11 protein-coding genes are annotated in these 13911 nt (G+C 58.4%); 3 read left to right on the top strand and 8 right to left on the bottom strand.

The genetic code is table 11. The annotated features are described in order from the left end of the window. Window positions 1-58: 58 nt before the first annotated feature. Window positions 59-1018 carry an IS481 family transposase gene (locus tag ACP151_RS16430; RefSeq protein ID WP_424978291.1) on the top strand — a complete coding sequence of 320 codons (960 nt, stop codon included), beginning with the start codon at window positions 59-61 and terminating at the stop codon, window positions 1016-1018. Here ACP151_RS16430 and ACP151_RS16425 read toward each other — a convergent pair. The 4 genes from ACP151_RS16425 to ACP151_RS16410 form a co-directional block, all read right to left on the bottom strand. Further along, a complete protein-coding gene (locus ACP151_RS16425; RefSeq protein WP_424979982.1) occupies window positions 978-1160 on the bottom strand; it encodes a transposase in 183 nt (60 codons plus the stop codon). The two genes, ACP151_RS16430 and ACP151_RS16425, sit on opposite strands and share 41 nt — an antisense overlap. A gap of 522 nt (window positions 1161-1682) precedes the next feature. Further along, window positions 1683-3533 carry a TniQ family protein gene (locus ACP151_RS16420; protein WP_424979978.1) on the bottom strand — a complete coding sequence of 617 codons (1851 nt, stop codon included), beginning with the start codon at window positions 3531-3533 and terminating at the stop codon, window positions 1683-1685. After that, window positions 3530-4507, bottom strand: a complete 978-nt coding sequence (locus ACP151_RS16415; protein ID WP_424979977.1) for a TniB family NTP-binding protein — start codon at window positions 4505-4507, stop codon at window positions 3530-3532. The genes ACP151_RS16420 and ACP151_RS16415 overlap by 4 nt, the downstream gene beginning before the upstream one ends. A 2-nt stretch (window positions 4508-4509) precedes the next feature. Further along, window positions 4510-6384 carry a Mu transposase C-terminal domain-containing protein gene (locus ACP151_RS16410; protein WP_424979976.1) on the bottom strand — a complete coding sequence of 625 codons (1875 nt, stop codon included), beginning with the start codon at window positions 6382-6384 and terminating at the stop codon, window positions 4510-4512. A 141-nt stretch (window positions 6385-6525) separates the two neighbouring features. Between ACP151_RS16410 and istA the strand changes: the two genes are divergently transcribed. Continuing rightward, window positions 6526-8055 carry an IS21 family transposase gene (istA, locus tag ACP151_RS16405; RefSeq protein ID WP_424979981.1) on the top strand — a complete coding sequence of 510 codons (1530 nt, stop codon included), beginning with the start codon at window positions 6526-6528 and terminating at the stop codon, window positions 8053-8055. Continuing rightward, entirely contained in the window at window positions 8045-8836 is a 792-nt protein-coding gene (gene istB, locus ACP151_RS16400; RefSeq protein ID WP_348453577.1) for an IS21-like element helper ATPase IstB, read from the top strand. Before istA ends, istB begins: the two co-directional genes overlap by 11 nt. 48 nt (window positions 8837-8884) lie before the next feature. On the opposite strand, the gene ACP151_RS16395 is transcribed toward istB, so the two are convergent. The 4 genes from ACP151_RS16395 to ACP151_RS16380 form a co-directional block, all read right to left on the bottom strand. Further along, window positions 8885-9343 (bottom strand): hypothetical protein, encoded by a 459-nt coding sequence (locus tag ACP151_RS16395; protein ID WP_424979975.1) that lies wholly within the window; start codon window positions 9341-9343, stop codon window positions 8885-8887. 22 nt (window positions 9344-9365) lie between these two features. Next, window positions 9366-9569 (bottom strand): hypothetical protein, encoded by a 204-nt coding sequence (locus tag ACP151_RS16390; protein ID WP_424979974.1) that lies wholly within the window; start codon window positions 9567-9569, stop codon window positions 9366-9368. Between the two features lie 514 nt (window positions 9570-10083). Beyond that, complete coding sequence (locus tag ACP151_RS16385; RefSeq protein WP_424979973.1) at window positions 10084-11181, bottom strand: AAA family ATPase; 1098 nt, start codon at window positions 11179-11181, stop codon at window positions 10084-10086. Window positions 11182-11503: 322 nt separating this feature from the next. After that, window positions 11504-13801: an adenosylcobalamin-dependent ribonucleoside-diphosphate reductase gene (locus tag ACP151_RS16380; RefSeq protein ID WP_424979972.1), complete on the bottom strand. Its 2298-nt coding sequence runs from the start codon at window positions 13799-13801 to the stop codon at window positions 11504-11506. Window positions 13802-13911 lie beyond the last annotated feature (110 nt).

Below are 13911 nucleotides of genomic sequence, written 5' to 3'. Positions count from 1 at the left end.
GGTGTTTGATCCCATGGTTTGATGGTGCGATCTGTTCTTTGGAATGGAAGGAAGCACTATGGGACAAGTTCGTCACGGGAGCGCCACGACCACGCACGCTGTCAGAGCAGCAATACAGCGATCGCAAGCTTCGATCGCGGCGCTGAGCAAGGAACTCGGGATCAACCCGAAGACTGTTGCCAAGTGGCGAAAGCGCGAGACCGTTGAGGATCGCAAAACAGGGCCGAAAGAGCCTCGCTCAACCATTCTCAGTCAAGCCGAGGAGGCCATGATCGTCGCATTTCGGCGGCATACGCTACTGCCGTTGGATGATTGCCTCTATGCGCTCCAGCCCTCGATCCCGCATCTGACGCGGTCAGCGCTGCATCGGTGCCTTCAGCGGCATGGCATCTCGCGCTTGCCGGATGTCGGGGGCGACAAGCCTAAGCGGCAGAGGTTCAAGCGCTACCCCATCGGCTTTTTTCATATCGATATTGCCGAGGTGCAGACTGCGGAGGGCAAGCTGTATCTTTTCGTTGGCATTGACCGGACCAGCAAGTTTGCAGTCACCCACCTCGTCGACAAGGCAGATCGCAAGACCGCCTGGGAATTCCTCGAACATTTGCTCAAGGCGGTCCCTTATCGCATCCATACGATCCTGACCGATAACGGTATCCAGTTCGCCGAACAGCCACGAAACCGGAACAGAGTATACTCCCGGCAGATGCGCTTCGACATGATCTGTGAGGCCAACGGGATCGAGCATCGCCTGACCAAACCGAACCATCCGTGGACCAATGGCCAAGTCGAGCGGATGAACCGCACGATCAAAGAGGCGACAGTGAAGCGATACCACTACGAAAGCCACGATCAGTTACGAACACATCTCGGCGACTTCATGGCTGCCTACAACTTTGCCCGCAGACTCAAAACTCTCAGCGGCCTCACGCCCTACGAATACATCTGCAAAATCTGGACTTCAGAGCCAGATCGTTTCATCATCGATCCGATCCACCAGATGCCGGGACTGAACACCTAGTGATCGCTGTACGTTTCCAAGTGCCAATCTGGGTCGGATGGACACCGTATTTCTTTGCAAGCTCTGCCACCGTCATGTCTTCACGGATCGCCTCAAGCGCAACCTTGGCCTTGAAGTCCGCTGAGTGGTTCTTTCTCTTCATCATTTGGGATCATCTCTTTCACAAGTCGATCCACCTTAGCTACTGGTCCGAAATCCCGCGACCACCTCTGGAGCAGGGCAGGCGCCGTACTCTGATTTAGACTGCCAATCACCAAGTTCGGCCTCAATTCCTCGACCATCCTTGAAGATTGCAGCGTTAAGCAACGTTTTGGAGTCGCTCTTGGAATCCTGCTGGAAACGATTGCAGGAAGTACGCAAACAGAAAAGCCACCGCCCTCAGGGAGCAGTGGCAAACTTTTAGTGGTCAGAATTGCAGTTTAAGCTGGTCAAATTGCAAACTGATGCGAGCTTTCACATCCGACAAACAAGTTGTCGGGACCACTGAAAAAATGCCATTGATGCCCGCGCCCGCCCTGTAAGTCATTGTTTTCAAACACACCATATCTGCGCGAAACCCGCCGGGGCGGCTTTTCTGCCATTTTCCACGGGATTATCTGCCATCGAAAGTTCCAAAAAAATGCCGCCCGAAGGCGGCAATCTGGGTGGTGCATGCGTTGGAAGGTCAGATTTCCAAGGATTCCGGCAGATCAGCCCTTCGATACAGAATCGCGCCCAGGGTTTTCGGGTCGAAAGCCGGCTTCACTTCGTGCGCAGCCAGCATCCGTTTCAACTGAGGCTGCTTGCATTTCGCCTCAATCAGAAGGCTTTTGAAGGTCACATACCTGCTTCGGAAGCAGGCCATGGCGGCGGGCGTGACCCACGCGTTTTCTTCGCCCGGAACGCTGACAGTTTTCAGAACCTGCCCGCCGAACTGACCTGAGATCAGCCGCTTGCCAGCAGCCGCTCCGATGCCCAGCATCATGAACGCAAGACCGGTACTCATGCCAGGCCGCCCGCGCGGAGTGAGGGATTTCACCTCCCGCGGATCGACCAGGAGGCCGCTGAGGCCGGACTCATTTTCGAGCCGCATGACGCGCTGCAGCCGGCCGCCAAACACAGCGGAAAGCACCAGTTGCATCTTCTTCCGGCTGATTTCAGCGCTCTTTGCCAGGCTGACCATGCTGCCGGGAGCCTCGCCGACGGGAGTGGCAATGCGCTCGATGCTGGCAATAAGCGCGTCCACATGCTCACGATCGACCGCGCGGCTGATCTTGCCCAGTTTCAGCCCGCCGTCGTGCAACGGCGTCAGCAGCCCTTCGTCCATCAAGGCTGCAACCATAGGCCGGGACGCATTGAGAACCTGCGGCAACAGCGTGACAGCAACCGCCCGTTTCATCTCCGCAGCCACCGTTTTGCCGGTCTCGTAATCCACAAGCACATGGGATCCCGGCAGCTCCGCCTCGGTCTCCGAGATCACACCTTTGGCCCGGAGCACATTCTTGAGGGTGACGTCATTCACGGCCTCAGATGCCGCCAATGACGCGATACTGCTCCGGCGCGGTTGCATCCCGGTTTCCCCGAGCAGCGGCTGCCCCGCCTGCACATCCATGTTGTCCAGGATATGTTCACGCAGGATATCGCGGATCGGCCCCGGATCCTTGGACAATTTCGACGAGGCAAGCCAGGAGTAGAGCATGCCGTAAGTCGTGATCCGGCGCAGGCGCCCGTCGCAACGGCCCTGCGCATCTGCAAGGAGAAGGTCCAATGCCCTTGTGACACCCGCCGGCCCACGGGACGTGTACGCCCAGCCAACCCGACCTGCCTCATCCCAGTCCATCTGCCTCATGCGGCCAGCCTTCGCATCAGTTCCGAACCTCAGAACTGCTCCCAGCATCTCGGTTGTGCGGGCTGCCCGCTCGATCCCCTGGCCATCAAGCCAGTCCGGCCCCTTTGCGCCCTCAAAGCGCCCAAGCACATAGTCCTGAAGCGGCGACGGCGCGCGGGCCGACAACGGCTCGGCCAGCGCCTCCAGAGCAGCACCGGTTTCAGGCACCAGCAACTGCAGTTCCCAGGCCTTGCCGTCCCAGGCATCACGCTGCCGCTCCATGAGCGGCTGCTGATGGCGCGGGCAAACCCTGACCGGAGCCAGCAGCCACTCCAGCCGCCCCCGCCGCCGCGCGTGGGGACGGCTGGCTCCGCTTTCGTCCTCCGCAAGGCAGGCAGGGCAAAAGCGAGTCACGGAGCCGGTCAGAAATTCCGCGGAAAACGCCTCGCCGCGCAGCTCAAAACGCCTGCCGTCCAGGCTGCGGATGGTGTTGTGCTCCACCACCTTGTGGTCCTGACAAGCAAGATCACAGAGGCGCCGGATCGCGTCTGGATGCCCGCCCGCGAGCCGCATGAACGGCACGTCCATGTCGTTGAGGAAAGGCCGGAGACTGCCACCGGTGTGCAGGGCGGCAAGACGCGCAGCCCAGGACAGCGGCGTCTCGCCAGGTGCAAACGGAAGAGAGGGATACAGCTTGCCCATGGTCATGCCCTCTGTTTCCGCTTGCGTTTGGCCGGTTTCCTGGGCTCCTCCTCCTCATCGGACGCATCCGGGTCGATCGTCCACCATTCCGGAACCTCAAACACGTTCCGGTCGAGCGGGCACCCCTCGTCGAACGCCCAGGCTTCCGAGAAATGCCAGATATCCAGAGCCGCCTCACCATGGTTCAGCGCCTGCTCGATTGCCGCATTGATGGTCTCGATGCAGCGCCCGAACCTGTAGCGGGAGGCATGGAACAGCCTGTCGACCAGATCCTCCTGCTGAGGCGGTTCCAGTTCCGCGCGGGCGCAGTACTGCTCGATCAGAGCGGCGAACTGCTCCTTGTCCGTATGCACAGCGACCGGTTTCAGGTTGATGGTGGAAAACCGGCGCTTAACCTGCGCGTCGGTGCGGATGATTTCCCGGAGCCTTTCGGTGCCGGACAGGATCACGATCACCGGGTGCTCTCCCTGCATCAGCGTCTTCACCGCCCTGAGGATCAGGTTCCGGTCGGCACAGAACAGATCGTGCGCCTCGTCAATCCACAGGACGGCGATCCCGAGCAAGTGGAGCCGTTCACGGAACACCTGGAGCTGGCTCCAGACCTCGCTGCGGCCGGACTTCACGGGGTAGCCGCTGCGGGTCAAAAGCTCCTGCGTCACGCTCTTCAGGGTCGCGGGGCTCGGCACCACCGTATCCAGGTAGAGAGGGCGCCCCTCCGGCATCTGGGAGAGCACAGGGTGCCGGGAAAGGCCCCGGTCCACCAAAGTGGATTTACCGCCGCCGGGCCCGTCGATCACCAGGATGCCGCGCGTCTCGCCGGTGGACGTAAAGCGCAAAGCCTCGGGCAGCAGGTTGCCCGAGGTATCGCGTTTCAGGAGCCGGTCGAGGTGGGACGCAAATTCCGCGTCCCTGGGAGATCCAACATGGAGGTTGCGCAGGGTTTCCAGCGTGTCGGCGATTTTCTTTGCTTGCTCAGTCATGATCAGTTGTCCTCGATGGTCAGGTTGGAAGGTTTGGTTCCACGGCGTGCAGGGGCCGGTTTCTTGCTGGCGGTTTTCTCGGTTCCGCTGGTTTCAGCTTCTGGGGCGGGGAAAGAACTGCCGATGCCGTCCTTGGCCTTCTGCAACGGTTTGTGTTTGCCAAACTGAACGCCCCGGAAGATGCGATTTTCCTCGCGCGCAATGCGCTCCGGAGACCAGTCCTCGACCACCAGATTGGCCAGCGCCATGGCCTCGGCATTGCGCTCGGAGATCGCCTTGATTGCCTTTTGAACAACCTCGCTGTTGATCCGCTTTGCCTTGGGGTTCCTGGAACGCACGTCCCGCGTGGCCGACAGCCAGATCTGCGCGGGCACGCCATCAAGCTCATGATCAATAGCGGGAACAGTGAACCAGTCGCCGCCAAGCCGCACTTCGATGGCGCCGATGTCCTTGGGGTGCCAGCGCACGTCGACATCGCATTTGTCCTTGCGCAGCATCCAGTCGGCCAGCCGTTCCGAATGGTAGCGGACGCCAAGAACGGTCAGGCCTTCCTTGCTGAGTACGCGCGTCATCCGGTGACCGAAGACGAGGCGGCTGCGGCGCATGTCCGGAGACGGCCGGACGCCCCATTTCCCCATCAAACGGCGCCAGCATGCCGCGGGCGTCTCACCGCCCAACCCGCGGTGCGGGTTGTTGTGGTAAATGTCGACAATCCAGCGCACGAGAACGAAGACCAGGTCGTCCAGCGTCAGTGCCGCACGCTCTTCCGGATTTGCGTCCCCCTTGGTGACGACGTCAGAAAACGTGCGCCCGGACAGGCGGGGAAGAAGGTCCTTGGCGACGGAGTTGAACACACGTTCAATGGTCCCGCGGACTTCCGGGCAGCCCGCGATTGCCAGTTCCTTGGTGATCCCGAGATCGGCACAGGCAAAGCGGAAGGCCTGCGACTTGAACGCAATTCCGCAGTCCGTGACGATCAGTTCCGGAGTACCATACATGTCCCAATGACCGAGCGCGCCAACCAGATCAGCCCATTGGCCTTTGTTCGAGACAACCATCTGGAGCACTTGCACCGCGGCTCGTGCTTTCGGTGCCGTGGAAATAACCATCCCCACGATGCAGCGGGTGGTGCAGCAGATCGCCACCGTCAGCGTCCAGCGCTTCTTGGTCTTGTCCAGCCCCAGCTGGAGGCGCTCCTCTTCATTGAACAGGTCGATGAGCCCGCTGGAATGCATCAGCGTCATCAAATCGATTTCCCATTCATCGATCTCGACCCGCTGGAGCGGGCGGGTCAGGTCAAGCCCGTTCAGAACCGGCTTGAACTTCTTGCGGGCCGCCGCTTCACCGAAACGTGCAGTGATCACCGCAAACGGATCAAGCGACCGGATCGCGCGGCGTGTGGTTTCCCTGCTAGGCACATTGAGGGCAGGCAGGCCGCGTTCTTTCCGCTCGGCATTCCGGTCATCGAAGGCGATCTGAACATTTTCATGGATCGTCTTCATAGTCGGCCTTTCACAGCTCATGTAGCCGCGCACTTCCTTCATCAGCAGACCAACCGCCTCAGGCCCCAGGATCCGATTGCGGTTCCCGCGCAGATGCATCGCGTCCAGCAGACCCGCCTGACCATCAAGTTCCGCCGCCTTGATCCAGGTCCTCAGCGTCCGGGGGCTTGGCGGAATCGAAATGTCCGCCGACTTGCCGGGATTGGCAACGCCCAAAGGATTGAGGTTTTCCGCGTACACCGTTGCGTAACCGATCAAAGCTTTTTCGTTGGCTTTGATAGCTGCATCGGTGCGGTTGATTTCCCCATTGCGCTCCATTTCGAGGAACGCCTCGACATAAGCGCTGCGCTTCGAGACCCGGGCAGATTTGGTCAACGGCAGAGCGGACAGAAGGCCGGTGCTGTGTTGCTTGTCACTGAGAACTGACCCGGTAGCCCCATAAATTGTCACTGAGAATTGACCCATGTGAACACATTGCCCCGACGTTTTTGTTTGGGGAGATTTGGAGTGATCGACATGGGATTTTTGAGTGTCATCAGACGCTGGGCATTGCGTGATAAAATGCCGATACGCGAGATTGCCCGACGGACGGGTTTGTCTCGGAACACCATAAAGAAGTACCTGCGCGAAGGCGCGGTTGAGCCGCGTTTCAAGACGCCAAAACGCCCAAGCAAACTGGATCCCTATGCGGATCGGTTATCCGCGTGGCTATTGGCTCAGACGCGGAAGTCTCGCAAAGAGCGGCGCACGGTCAAGCAAATGCATGTTGATTTGGTGAAGCTGGGATATGACGGGTCATACGAACGTGTGGCCGCTTTTGCTCGGGCATGGCGTGATGACCGACATCGCGCTGAGCAGACGACCGGGCGCGGAACTTTTGTGCCGTTGGTCTTCCAGCCTGGGGAAGCGTTCCAATTCGATTGGAGCGAGGATTGGGCCAATATTGGAGGTGAACGCGTCAAGCTTCAGGTGGCCCATATCAAGCTATCGCACAGCCGAGCGTTTCTGGTTCGGGCTTACCCGCTGCAAACGCACGAGATGTTATTCGATGCCCATTGGCATGCATTCCGCGTGTTCGGCGGCGTCCCCGGGCGCAGGATCTACGATAATATGAAGACAGCTGTGGACCGCGTTGGCAAAGGCAAGCAGCGAGATATCAACGCACGCTTCAAGGCGATGGCCAGCCACTATGTCTTCGAGCCTGAGTTTTGCAATCCAGCTGCAGGCTGGGAGAAGGGTCAGGTTGAGAAGAACGTACAGGACGCGCGCAACCGCATGTGGCAGGTCATGCCGATCTTTGCCGATCTGGAAGAACTGAACAACTGGTTGGAAGATCGTTGCATAGCGCTGTGGGCGGAGACAGCGCACAAGGCATTGCCGGGATCTATTGCTGACGTGTGGGAAGCCGAGAAGCCCATGCTGATGGCGCTGCCGCCCGCCTTTGATGGCTTCATTGAACATAGCAAACGCGTATCACCAACCTGCCTGATCACTTTTGAACGCAATCGCTACAGCGTGCCCGCCAGTTTTGCCAACTGCCGGATCAGCCTGCATGTTTATCCCAAGAAGCTGGTCATCGTGGCTGAAGGGCACACGGTCTGCGAACATGCGCGGATCATTGACCGCTCTCACCGCAAACCCGGCAAGGTCATTTATGACTGGCGGCACTATCTGGCTGTTATCCAACGCAAACCAGGCGCCCTTCGCAATGGCGCACCATTTACAGAAATGCCGGATGCCTTCCGCCGCCTGCAAGATCATATGCTGCGGAAGGACGGTGGCGACAGGGAAATGGTCGACATCCTGTCATTGGTTCTTCAGCACAACGAGGCAGACGTCCTGTGCGCGGTAGAACTGGCTTTGGAAGCGGGCGTGCCCACCAAAACGCATATCCTGAACCTGCTGCATCGATTGATTGATCGCAAACCAACCGACCATCCCGAGGTCGACCCTCCGGACGCACTGGCACTGCAAACGACGCCAGAGGCCAATGTGGATCGCTATGATGGGTTGAGACAAGCTGGGGAGAAGCGCCATGCGTCATGATCCAGCAGGAGCCTCCGTCGTCATAATGCTGCGCAGTCTCAAGCTCTATGGCATGGCAAACGCGGTCGAAGACCTGGTTGCCCAAGGGGCGCCAGCATTCGAGGCGGCTACACCAATGCTGTCGCAGCTGCTCAAGGCCGAGATCGCGGAACGGGAGGTGCGGTCCATTGCCTACCACACAAAGGTCGCCCGCTTCCCAGCATACAAGGATCTGACCGGCTTCGACTTTGCATCGAGTGAGATCAACGAAGCGACAGTGCGGCAGTTGCACCGCTGCGAGTTTATCGAAGCGGCTGAGAATGTCGTGCTGATCGGCGGCCCCGGAACGGGCAAGAGCCACACAGCCACAGCAATCGGCGTCCAAGCCATCGAACATCACCGGCGTAAGGTGCGCTTCTTCTCCACCGTGGAATTGGTCAACGCGTTGGAGCAGGAGAAGGCGCTTGGCAAGGCTGGGAAACTGGCTGAGATGCTGACGAAAGTCGACTTGGTCATCCTGGACGAACTCGGCTACCTGCCGTTCAGTTCATCTGGCGGAGCATTGCTCTTCCACCTGCTCAGCAAGCTCTACGAGCGCACCAGCGTCATCATCACCACTAACCTCAGCTTCTCAGAATGGGCGCAGGTCTTCGGCGACGCAAAGATGACCACTGCACTCCTCGATCGGCTCACGCACCGTTGCCACATCCTCGAAACAGGAAACGACAGCTACCGCTACAAGGCCAGCGCCGAGGCTGCAAAGAAAACAGGGAAGGAGACCAAAACATTGACCGCGTCATAGACCACGGCGCAAACTGAGGGTGGGTCAAATCTCGGTGAAAATACCGGGTCAGTTCTCAGTGACAATCAACAGGTCAGCATATTGGGAAACAGCTTTATCAGTAGGTTCTTGGCCTTCCAAAACTGAAAGAGACTTCCTGCGATCAAGCAATTCATTTGACTTGGCATGAACACTAGCTGGGAGCTCAATGTCCTCAAGCAATGCGCGCATTGCTGTTTCAGACTTTCCAGCATATGCAATGACTGCAATTTTCAAACAGTCGAGTGTTGTTCTCTGCAGGTGACGACAGGCAGACCCAATCTCTTTGAGAGCTTCTTCTTCTTTTGCTCCCGCACTCTTTCGGAGAACCTCTGCTCGAGAAAGGTGTGTTAGAGCATTCCGAATTTCGTTCAGAACTTTCTGCGGAAATTTTCCATCAACAGCGACGGCAATAGCCAGCGCAGGTACCAAATGGTCATTGTGATACTGCAAGGCATCAGCAATGCCAGTCGATATATTGCAATTCATGTATTAACGCCGTCAAGAAACGTTAAAGGAGAGACAGAGCCTCTTCTTTAGCTTTGTAATATTCTGGGGTACCAATGTTTCCAGCAGCCAAAACGACGCTACCGGTTGTTTGAAGATCAACGGAGTCGTGCTCTGCAATTTCAGTATCCGCTTCGCGCTCTTCGAGATACTCAGCGGGATCGGAGATACCGTTGATCTCCAGAACGTGAGCAAGGAAGTCGGTCATGGCGAGTAGCTTTCAAAATACACGTAAGATCAGCCGATGCGGCTATATATCGGGATTTGCACTTCTTTCAAGTGATTCGTCTTCGATAAGAAGGTTGCAACACTCAGGATTGCGCTTCAACCTCAAACTTAAGATATTGTTTTTCAACATATTTTTTCAACATACACTTCACTTTCTATCAAATTCAAGCTTCAGTTTGGAGAGAGCCTCACAAAAGAACGTAGCAAACAATAGCAAAACTACAGTTATCAGACGGACGCAAGTCTAACCTAGCGCAACAACACTAAGTCACATCACCCCTCATCAACCTATTCCGTCCTCCAAAGTGCTGCAAGGCGTTCCATTAGCAACTTAACTGCTTCGGCGCCCACACATGAAGCAGCGGGCGATTTGCTCAGGGGAAGCCTGAGCCTTTGTCTGCCCCATGCGTAACACCTCATCGGTGATGTATCGGTCTTGGCTCGGCATGTGCAGCTCCTTTTCTGAAGGGTGAGAGGATGGAGAAACTGCGCGCTCAATGACGGATCCCAGCCGCCTCCATCACTTCACCTCTGGTCAGCATCCGGATAACATGCCGAAGGTTCAGCTCCGCACCGCGTCCGGCAATCTCCAACGCTTCGGCCACGGCCTCGACAGACACTTGCGTCAATCCGCGTCGGTAACCCTCACGGCGGGCAAATTCGGCCAGCTCGGATACTGAAACCGGCGGGAGGCGGATGACCTCCAGGCGGCTCAGCAGAGGGGCTGGAAGAGTGACCAAGGTGTTGGAGGTCAGCACCCAGCTGATCCAGGACATGTCGAAACCCACCTGGTAAAAGGGGCACTGCCACAAAGTTGCAGAAGATGGCTCCAGGAGGGACAGCAGCCCCTCGGTCAGGCCGAAGCTGTTTCCTTTGGTGGAAGTTGCAACCCCGGCCTTTTCCACTTCATCCACAACGACAACCGGGTTCGCTATCAGGTGCTTCAGGATCGTCATCAAAGGACGCCCCGGCTGCGCGTTGGACCAGCCGCGTTGAGAGCCCACGATACCAAACGACGCCTGCTCCGCGGTCGCCTCCACACCACAGCGGGGCACGCCAAGTGCGGTGCTCAGCTGACGGGCCCACATGCTCTTTCCAATCCCCGGCGGTCCGTCGAGTAGAACCGGAGGCAGACGGAAGCCCGCATCACCTTTGCGGACCGAGCGCCGCATCGATTTCCAAAGGAAGTCAGTTGCGGGCGCCATCCAAGGCATGTCGGCATGAATCCCGGCGGCGATTTCATCCGCCTGGTGCTCTGTCCGGATCCGGATCAGCTCCACACCGTTGCGCAGAACCTCCAAGGCTCTCCGGTCATCTAGCTTGAGGTGGGAGAGACCTGCGGCCGCTGCCCGCCGCTCCGCCAGCCTGCTTACCCGGCGGTCCACGCGGTCCTGACCTTCGCGCCCCAGACCAACCTGCATCAGTTCGTTTTCCCACCGAAGACAGTCATCACGATCCTCCAGGTCCGGAGGCGCGATACCGCGTTCGAGCGCGCGACGCACTTTCAGGAACCGTTCCAAGCGCTGCCGTATAACCCGCCGGTCTTTATCGGCATTGTGGAACTCTGCTTCGATGAACTTGATCTTGGACATAGCTGGCCCTTTCCCGGCGCGCCGCGCCGTCTGGCTCCCGATGGCACAAAGTGCATTCGGGAAAATGAAGGAAAGAACCTGGCCAGGTTTGAGCTTTAGTCCTGCTCAATACGGCCATTTCAGTCAACAGGTGGCGCTGATCTTCAGAGGGAAAACGCACCCCTTTAGCATGCAGAAGGCAGGGATCCCATAAGTCATTGTTTTAAAACAAAACCATCGGCCGAATTTCGGCCGATGGCAATTAACCTCGTGTCGGAATGGCAGAAAACCCCCATCAATGGCAGTTAATTCATGGGTCCGACACAAGTGCTCTACGCGAAACCTATCCACACTTTGAATGACCACAGCTGCGGCAGGTCATGCAGCCTTCGACCATCTGCATGTCGAACTGCCCGCAGCTCGGGCAGGCCTTGCCGCGCGGGGCATTCAGGTTCACCACCTGCGCCTGCGGGTCCGACTTCAGCCCCATGCCTTCGCCTTCCAGAAAACCCGTCCTGACCATATGGGTCTCGATTACGCCGCCGATTGCCGCCAGGATTGAGGGGATGTATTTGCCCTGCACCCAGGCGCCGCCGCGCGGGTCGAACACCGCTTTCAGCTCTTCCACCACAAAGGACACGTCGCCGCCGCGGCGGAACACCGCCGAGATCATCCGCGTCAGCGCCAGTGTCCAGGCATAATGCTCCATGTTCTTGGAGTTGATGAAGACTTCGAACGGGCGGCGGTGGCCGTTGATGATTATGTCATTGATGGTGAGATAGATCGCATGCTCGCTGTCCGGCCATTTCAGCTTGTAGGTGTGGCCCTCCAGGCTCTGCGGGCGGTCCAGCGGCTCGGACATGTAGACAACCTCTGCCCCGTCTTCACCGATACCGCTTTCATGTGGCGCCTGGGCGGTCTCGCCCGGCGCGGTGTCGGCGCTCTCGCTCACCGACAGGACCGAACCGGTCACATCGTTCGGTCGGTAGGTGGTGCACCCCTTACAGCCCTGGTCCCAGGCCTGCATGTAGACGTCCTTGAAGTCGTCAAAGGAGATGTCTTCCGGGCAGTTGATAGTCTTGGAGATCGACGAGTCGATCCATTTCTGCGCAGCAGCCTGCATTTTGACGTGGGCCGCAGGCGACAGGGTCTGGGCGTTGACAAAGTAGCTGGGCAGCTTGGCATCGGCGCCGAATTTCTCGCGGTACATTTGCACCGCGTAGTCGATCACTTCCTCTTCAGTGCGCGAGCCGTCCTTTTGCAGCACCTTGCGGGTGTAGGCATAGGCGAACACCGGCTCGATCCCCGAGGAGACGTTGCCCGCATACAAAGAAATGGTGCCCGTTGGGGCAATGGAGGTCAGCAGCGCATTGCGGATGCCGTGTTCGCGGATCGCGTCGCGCACGTCGTCATCCATGTTCAGCATATTGCCGGAATTGAGGTACGCCTCGGCATCAAACAGCGGGAAGGCGCCTTTCTCCTTGGCAAGTTCCACCGACGCCAGATAGGCGGCGCGGGCGATCGCGTGCAGCCATTCATCGGTCTGACGCGCCGCCTCGTCGGAGCCATACTCCAGTCCCAGCATCAAGAGCGCATCCGCCAGACCGGTGACGCCCAGGCCGATCCGACGTTTATTCTTGGCTTCCTGTGCCTGTGCCTCCAACGGGAACTTGGACACATCCACCACATTGTCCATCATCCGGACTGCAGTGGCGACCAGATCCTGCATGGCCTTCTGATCCAGATGCGCGCCCTTCTCGAACGGATCCGCCACCAGCCGCGCCATATTGACCGAGCCCAAGAGGCAAGCCCCATAGGGCGGCAGCGGCTGCTCGCCGCAGGGGTTGGTGGCGCAGATGTTCTCGACGTAGCTCAGGTTGTTGGCCTTGTTGATGCGGTCGATAAAGATCACGCCCGGTTCGGCATAATCATAGGTCGCCTGCATGATCTTGTTCCACAGATCGCGGGCCTCGACCGTGTGATAAACCTTGCCGTCGAATTGCAGCTCCCAGCTGCCGTCCGCCTTTACCGCGTCCATGAAATCATCGGTGACCAGTACCGACATGTTGAACATGCGCAGGCGGGCAGAATCGGACTTGGCAGTGATAAAATGCTCGATATCCGGGTGGTCGCAACGCATGGTGGCCATCATCGCACCGCGGCGCGAGCCGGCCGACATGATGGTACGGCACATCGCATCCCAGACGTCCATGAACGACAGAGGGCCAGAGGCATCCGCCGCCACACCTTTCACATCAGCCCCGCGCGGGCGAATGGTGGAAAAGTCATAGCCGATGCCGCCGCCCTGCTGCATGGTCAGCGCCGCCTCTTTCAGCATATCGAAAATGCCCGACATGCTGTCCGGCACCGTGCCCATCACAAAGCAGTTGAACAGGGTTACCTGCCGTGCAGTGCCTGCGCCTGCGGTGATCCGGCCTGCAGGCAGGTATTTGAAATCTTCCAGCGCGCCATAGAATTTCTCTTCCCAGGCTTCCGGCGTCTTCTCCGCCCGTGCCAGATCCCGCGCGATTCGCCGCCAGCTGTCTTCAACAGTCACATCAATCGGAGTGCCGTCCGCCTGTTTAAAGCGGTATTTCATATCCCAGATCTGCTCGGCGATGGGGGCAGCAAAGCGGCTCATATAGATGTTCCTTCGAGTCGGGTGGCAGCGTGTATGCGGTATTGGTGGCGGCTTCGATACTACATGCACCGTCGAACTCTCAACGCTGAAATCGCAGTTCGTTGAGAAAT

This window comes from Leisingera sp. S232, from assembly GCF_049800895.1.
Taxonomy (GTDB): domain Bacteria; phylum Pseudomonadota; class Alphaproteobacteria; order Rhodobacterales; family Rhodobacteraceae; genus Leisingera.
This window is presented reverse-complemented; position numbering and strand designations above follow the sequence as displayed.

Coding starts and splice junctions, on each gene's coding strand:
- ACP151_RS16430 (WP_424978291.1), top strand. CDS start 59: ATGGGACAAGTTCGTCACGGGAGCGCCACGACCACGCACGCTGTCAGA.
- ACP151_RS16425 (WP_424979982.1), bottom strand. CDS start 1,160: ATGAAGAGAAAGAACCACTCAGCGGACTTCAAGGCCAAGGTTGCGCTT.
- ACP151_RS16420 (WP_424979978.1), bottom strand. CDS start 3,533: ATGACCATGGGCAAGCTGTATCCCTCTCTTCCGTTTGCACCTGGCGAG.
- ACP151_RS16415 (WP_424979977.1), bottom strand. CDS start 4,507: ATGACTGAGCAAGCAAAGAAAATCGCCGACACGCTGGAAACCCTGCGC.
- istA (WP_424979981.1), top strand. CDS start 6,526: ATGGGATTTTTGAGTGTCATCAGACGCTGGGCATTGCGTGATAAAATG.
- istB (WP_348453577.1), top strand. CDS start 8,045: ATGCGTCATGATCCAGCAGGAGCCTCCGTCGTCATAATGCTGCGCAGT.
- ACP151_RS16395 (WP_424979975.1), bottom strand. CDS start 9,343: ATGAATTGCAATATATCGACTGGCATTGCTGATGCCTTGCAGTATCAC.
- ACP151_RS16390 (WP_424979974.1), bottom strand. CDS start 9,569: ATGACCGACTTCCTTGCTCACGTTCTGGAGATCAACGGTATCTCCGAT.
- ACP151_RS16385 (WP_424979973.1), bottom strand. CDS start 11,181: ATGTCCAAGATCAAGTTCATCGAAGCAGAGTTCCACAATGCCGATAAA.
- ACP151_RS16380 (WP_424979972.1), bottom strand. CDS start 13,801: ATGAGCCGCTTTGCTGCCCCCATCGCCGAGCAGATCTGGGATATGAAA.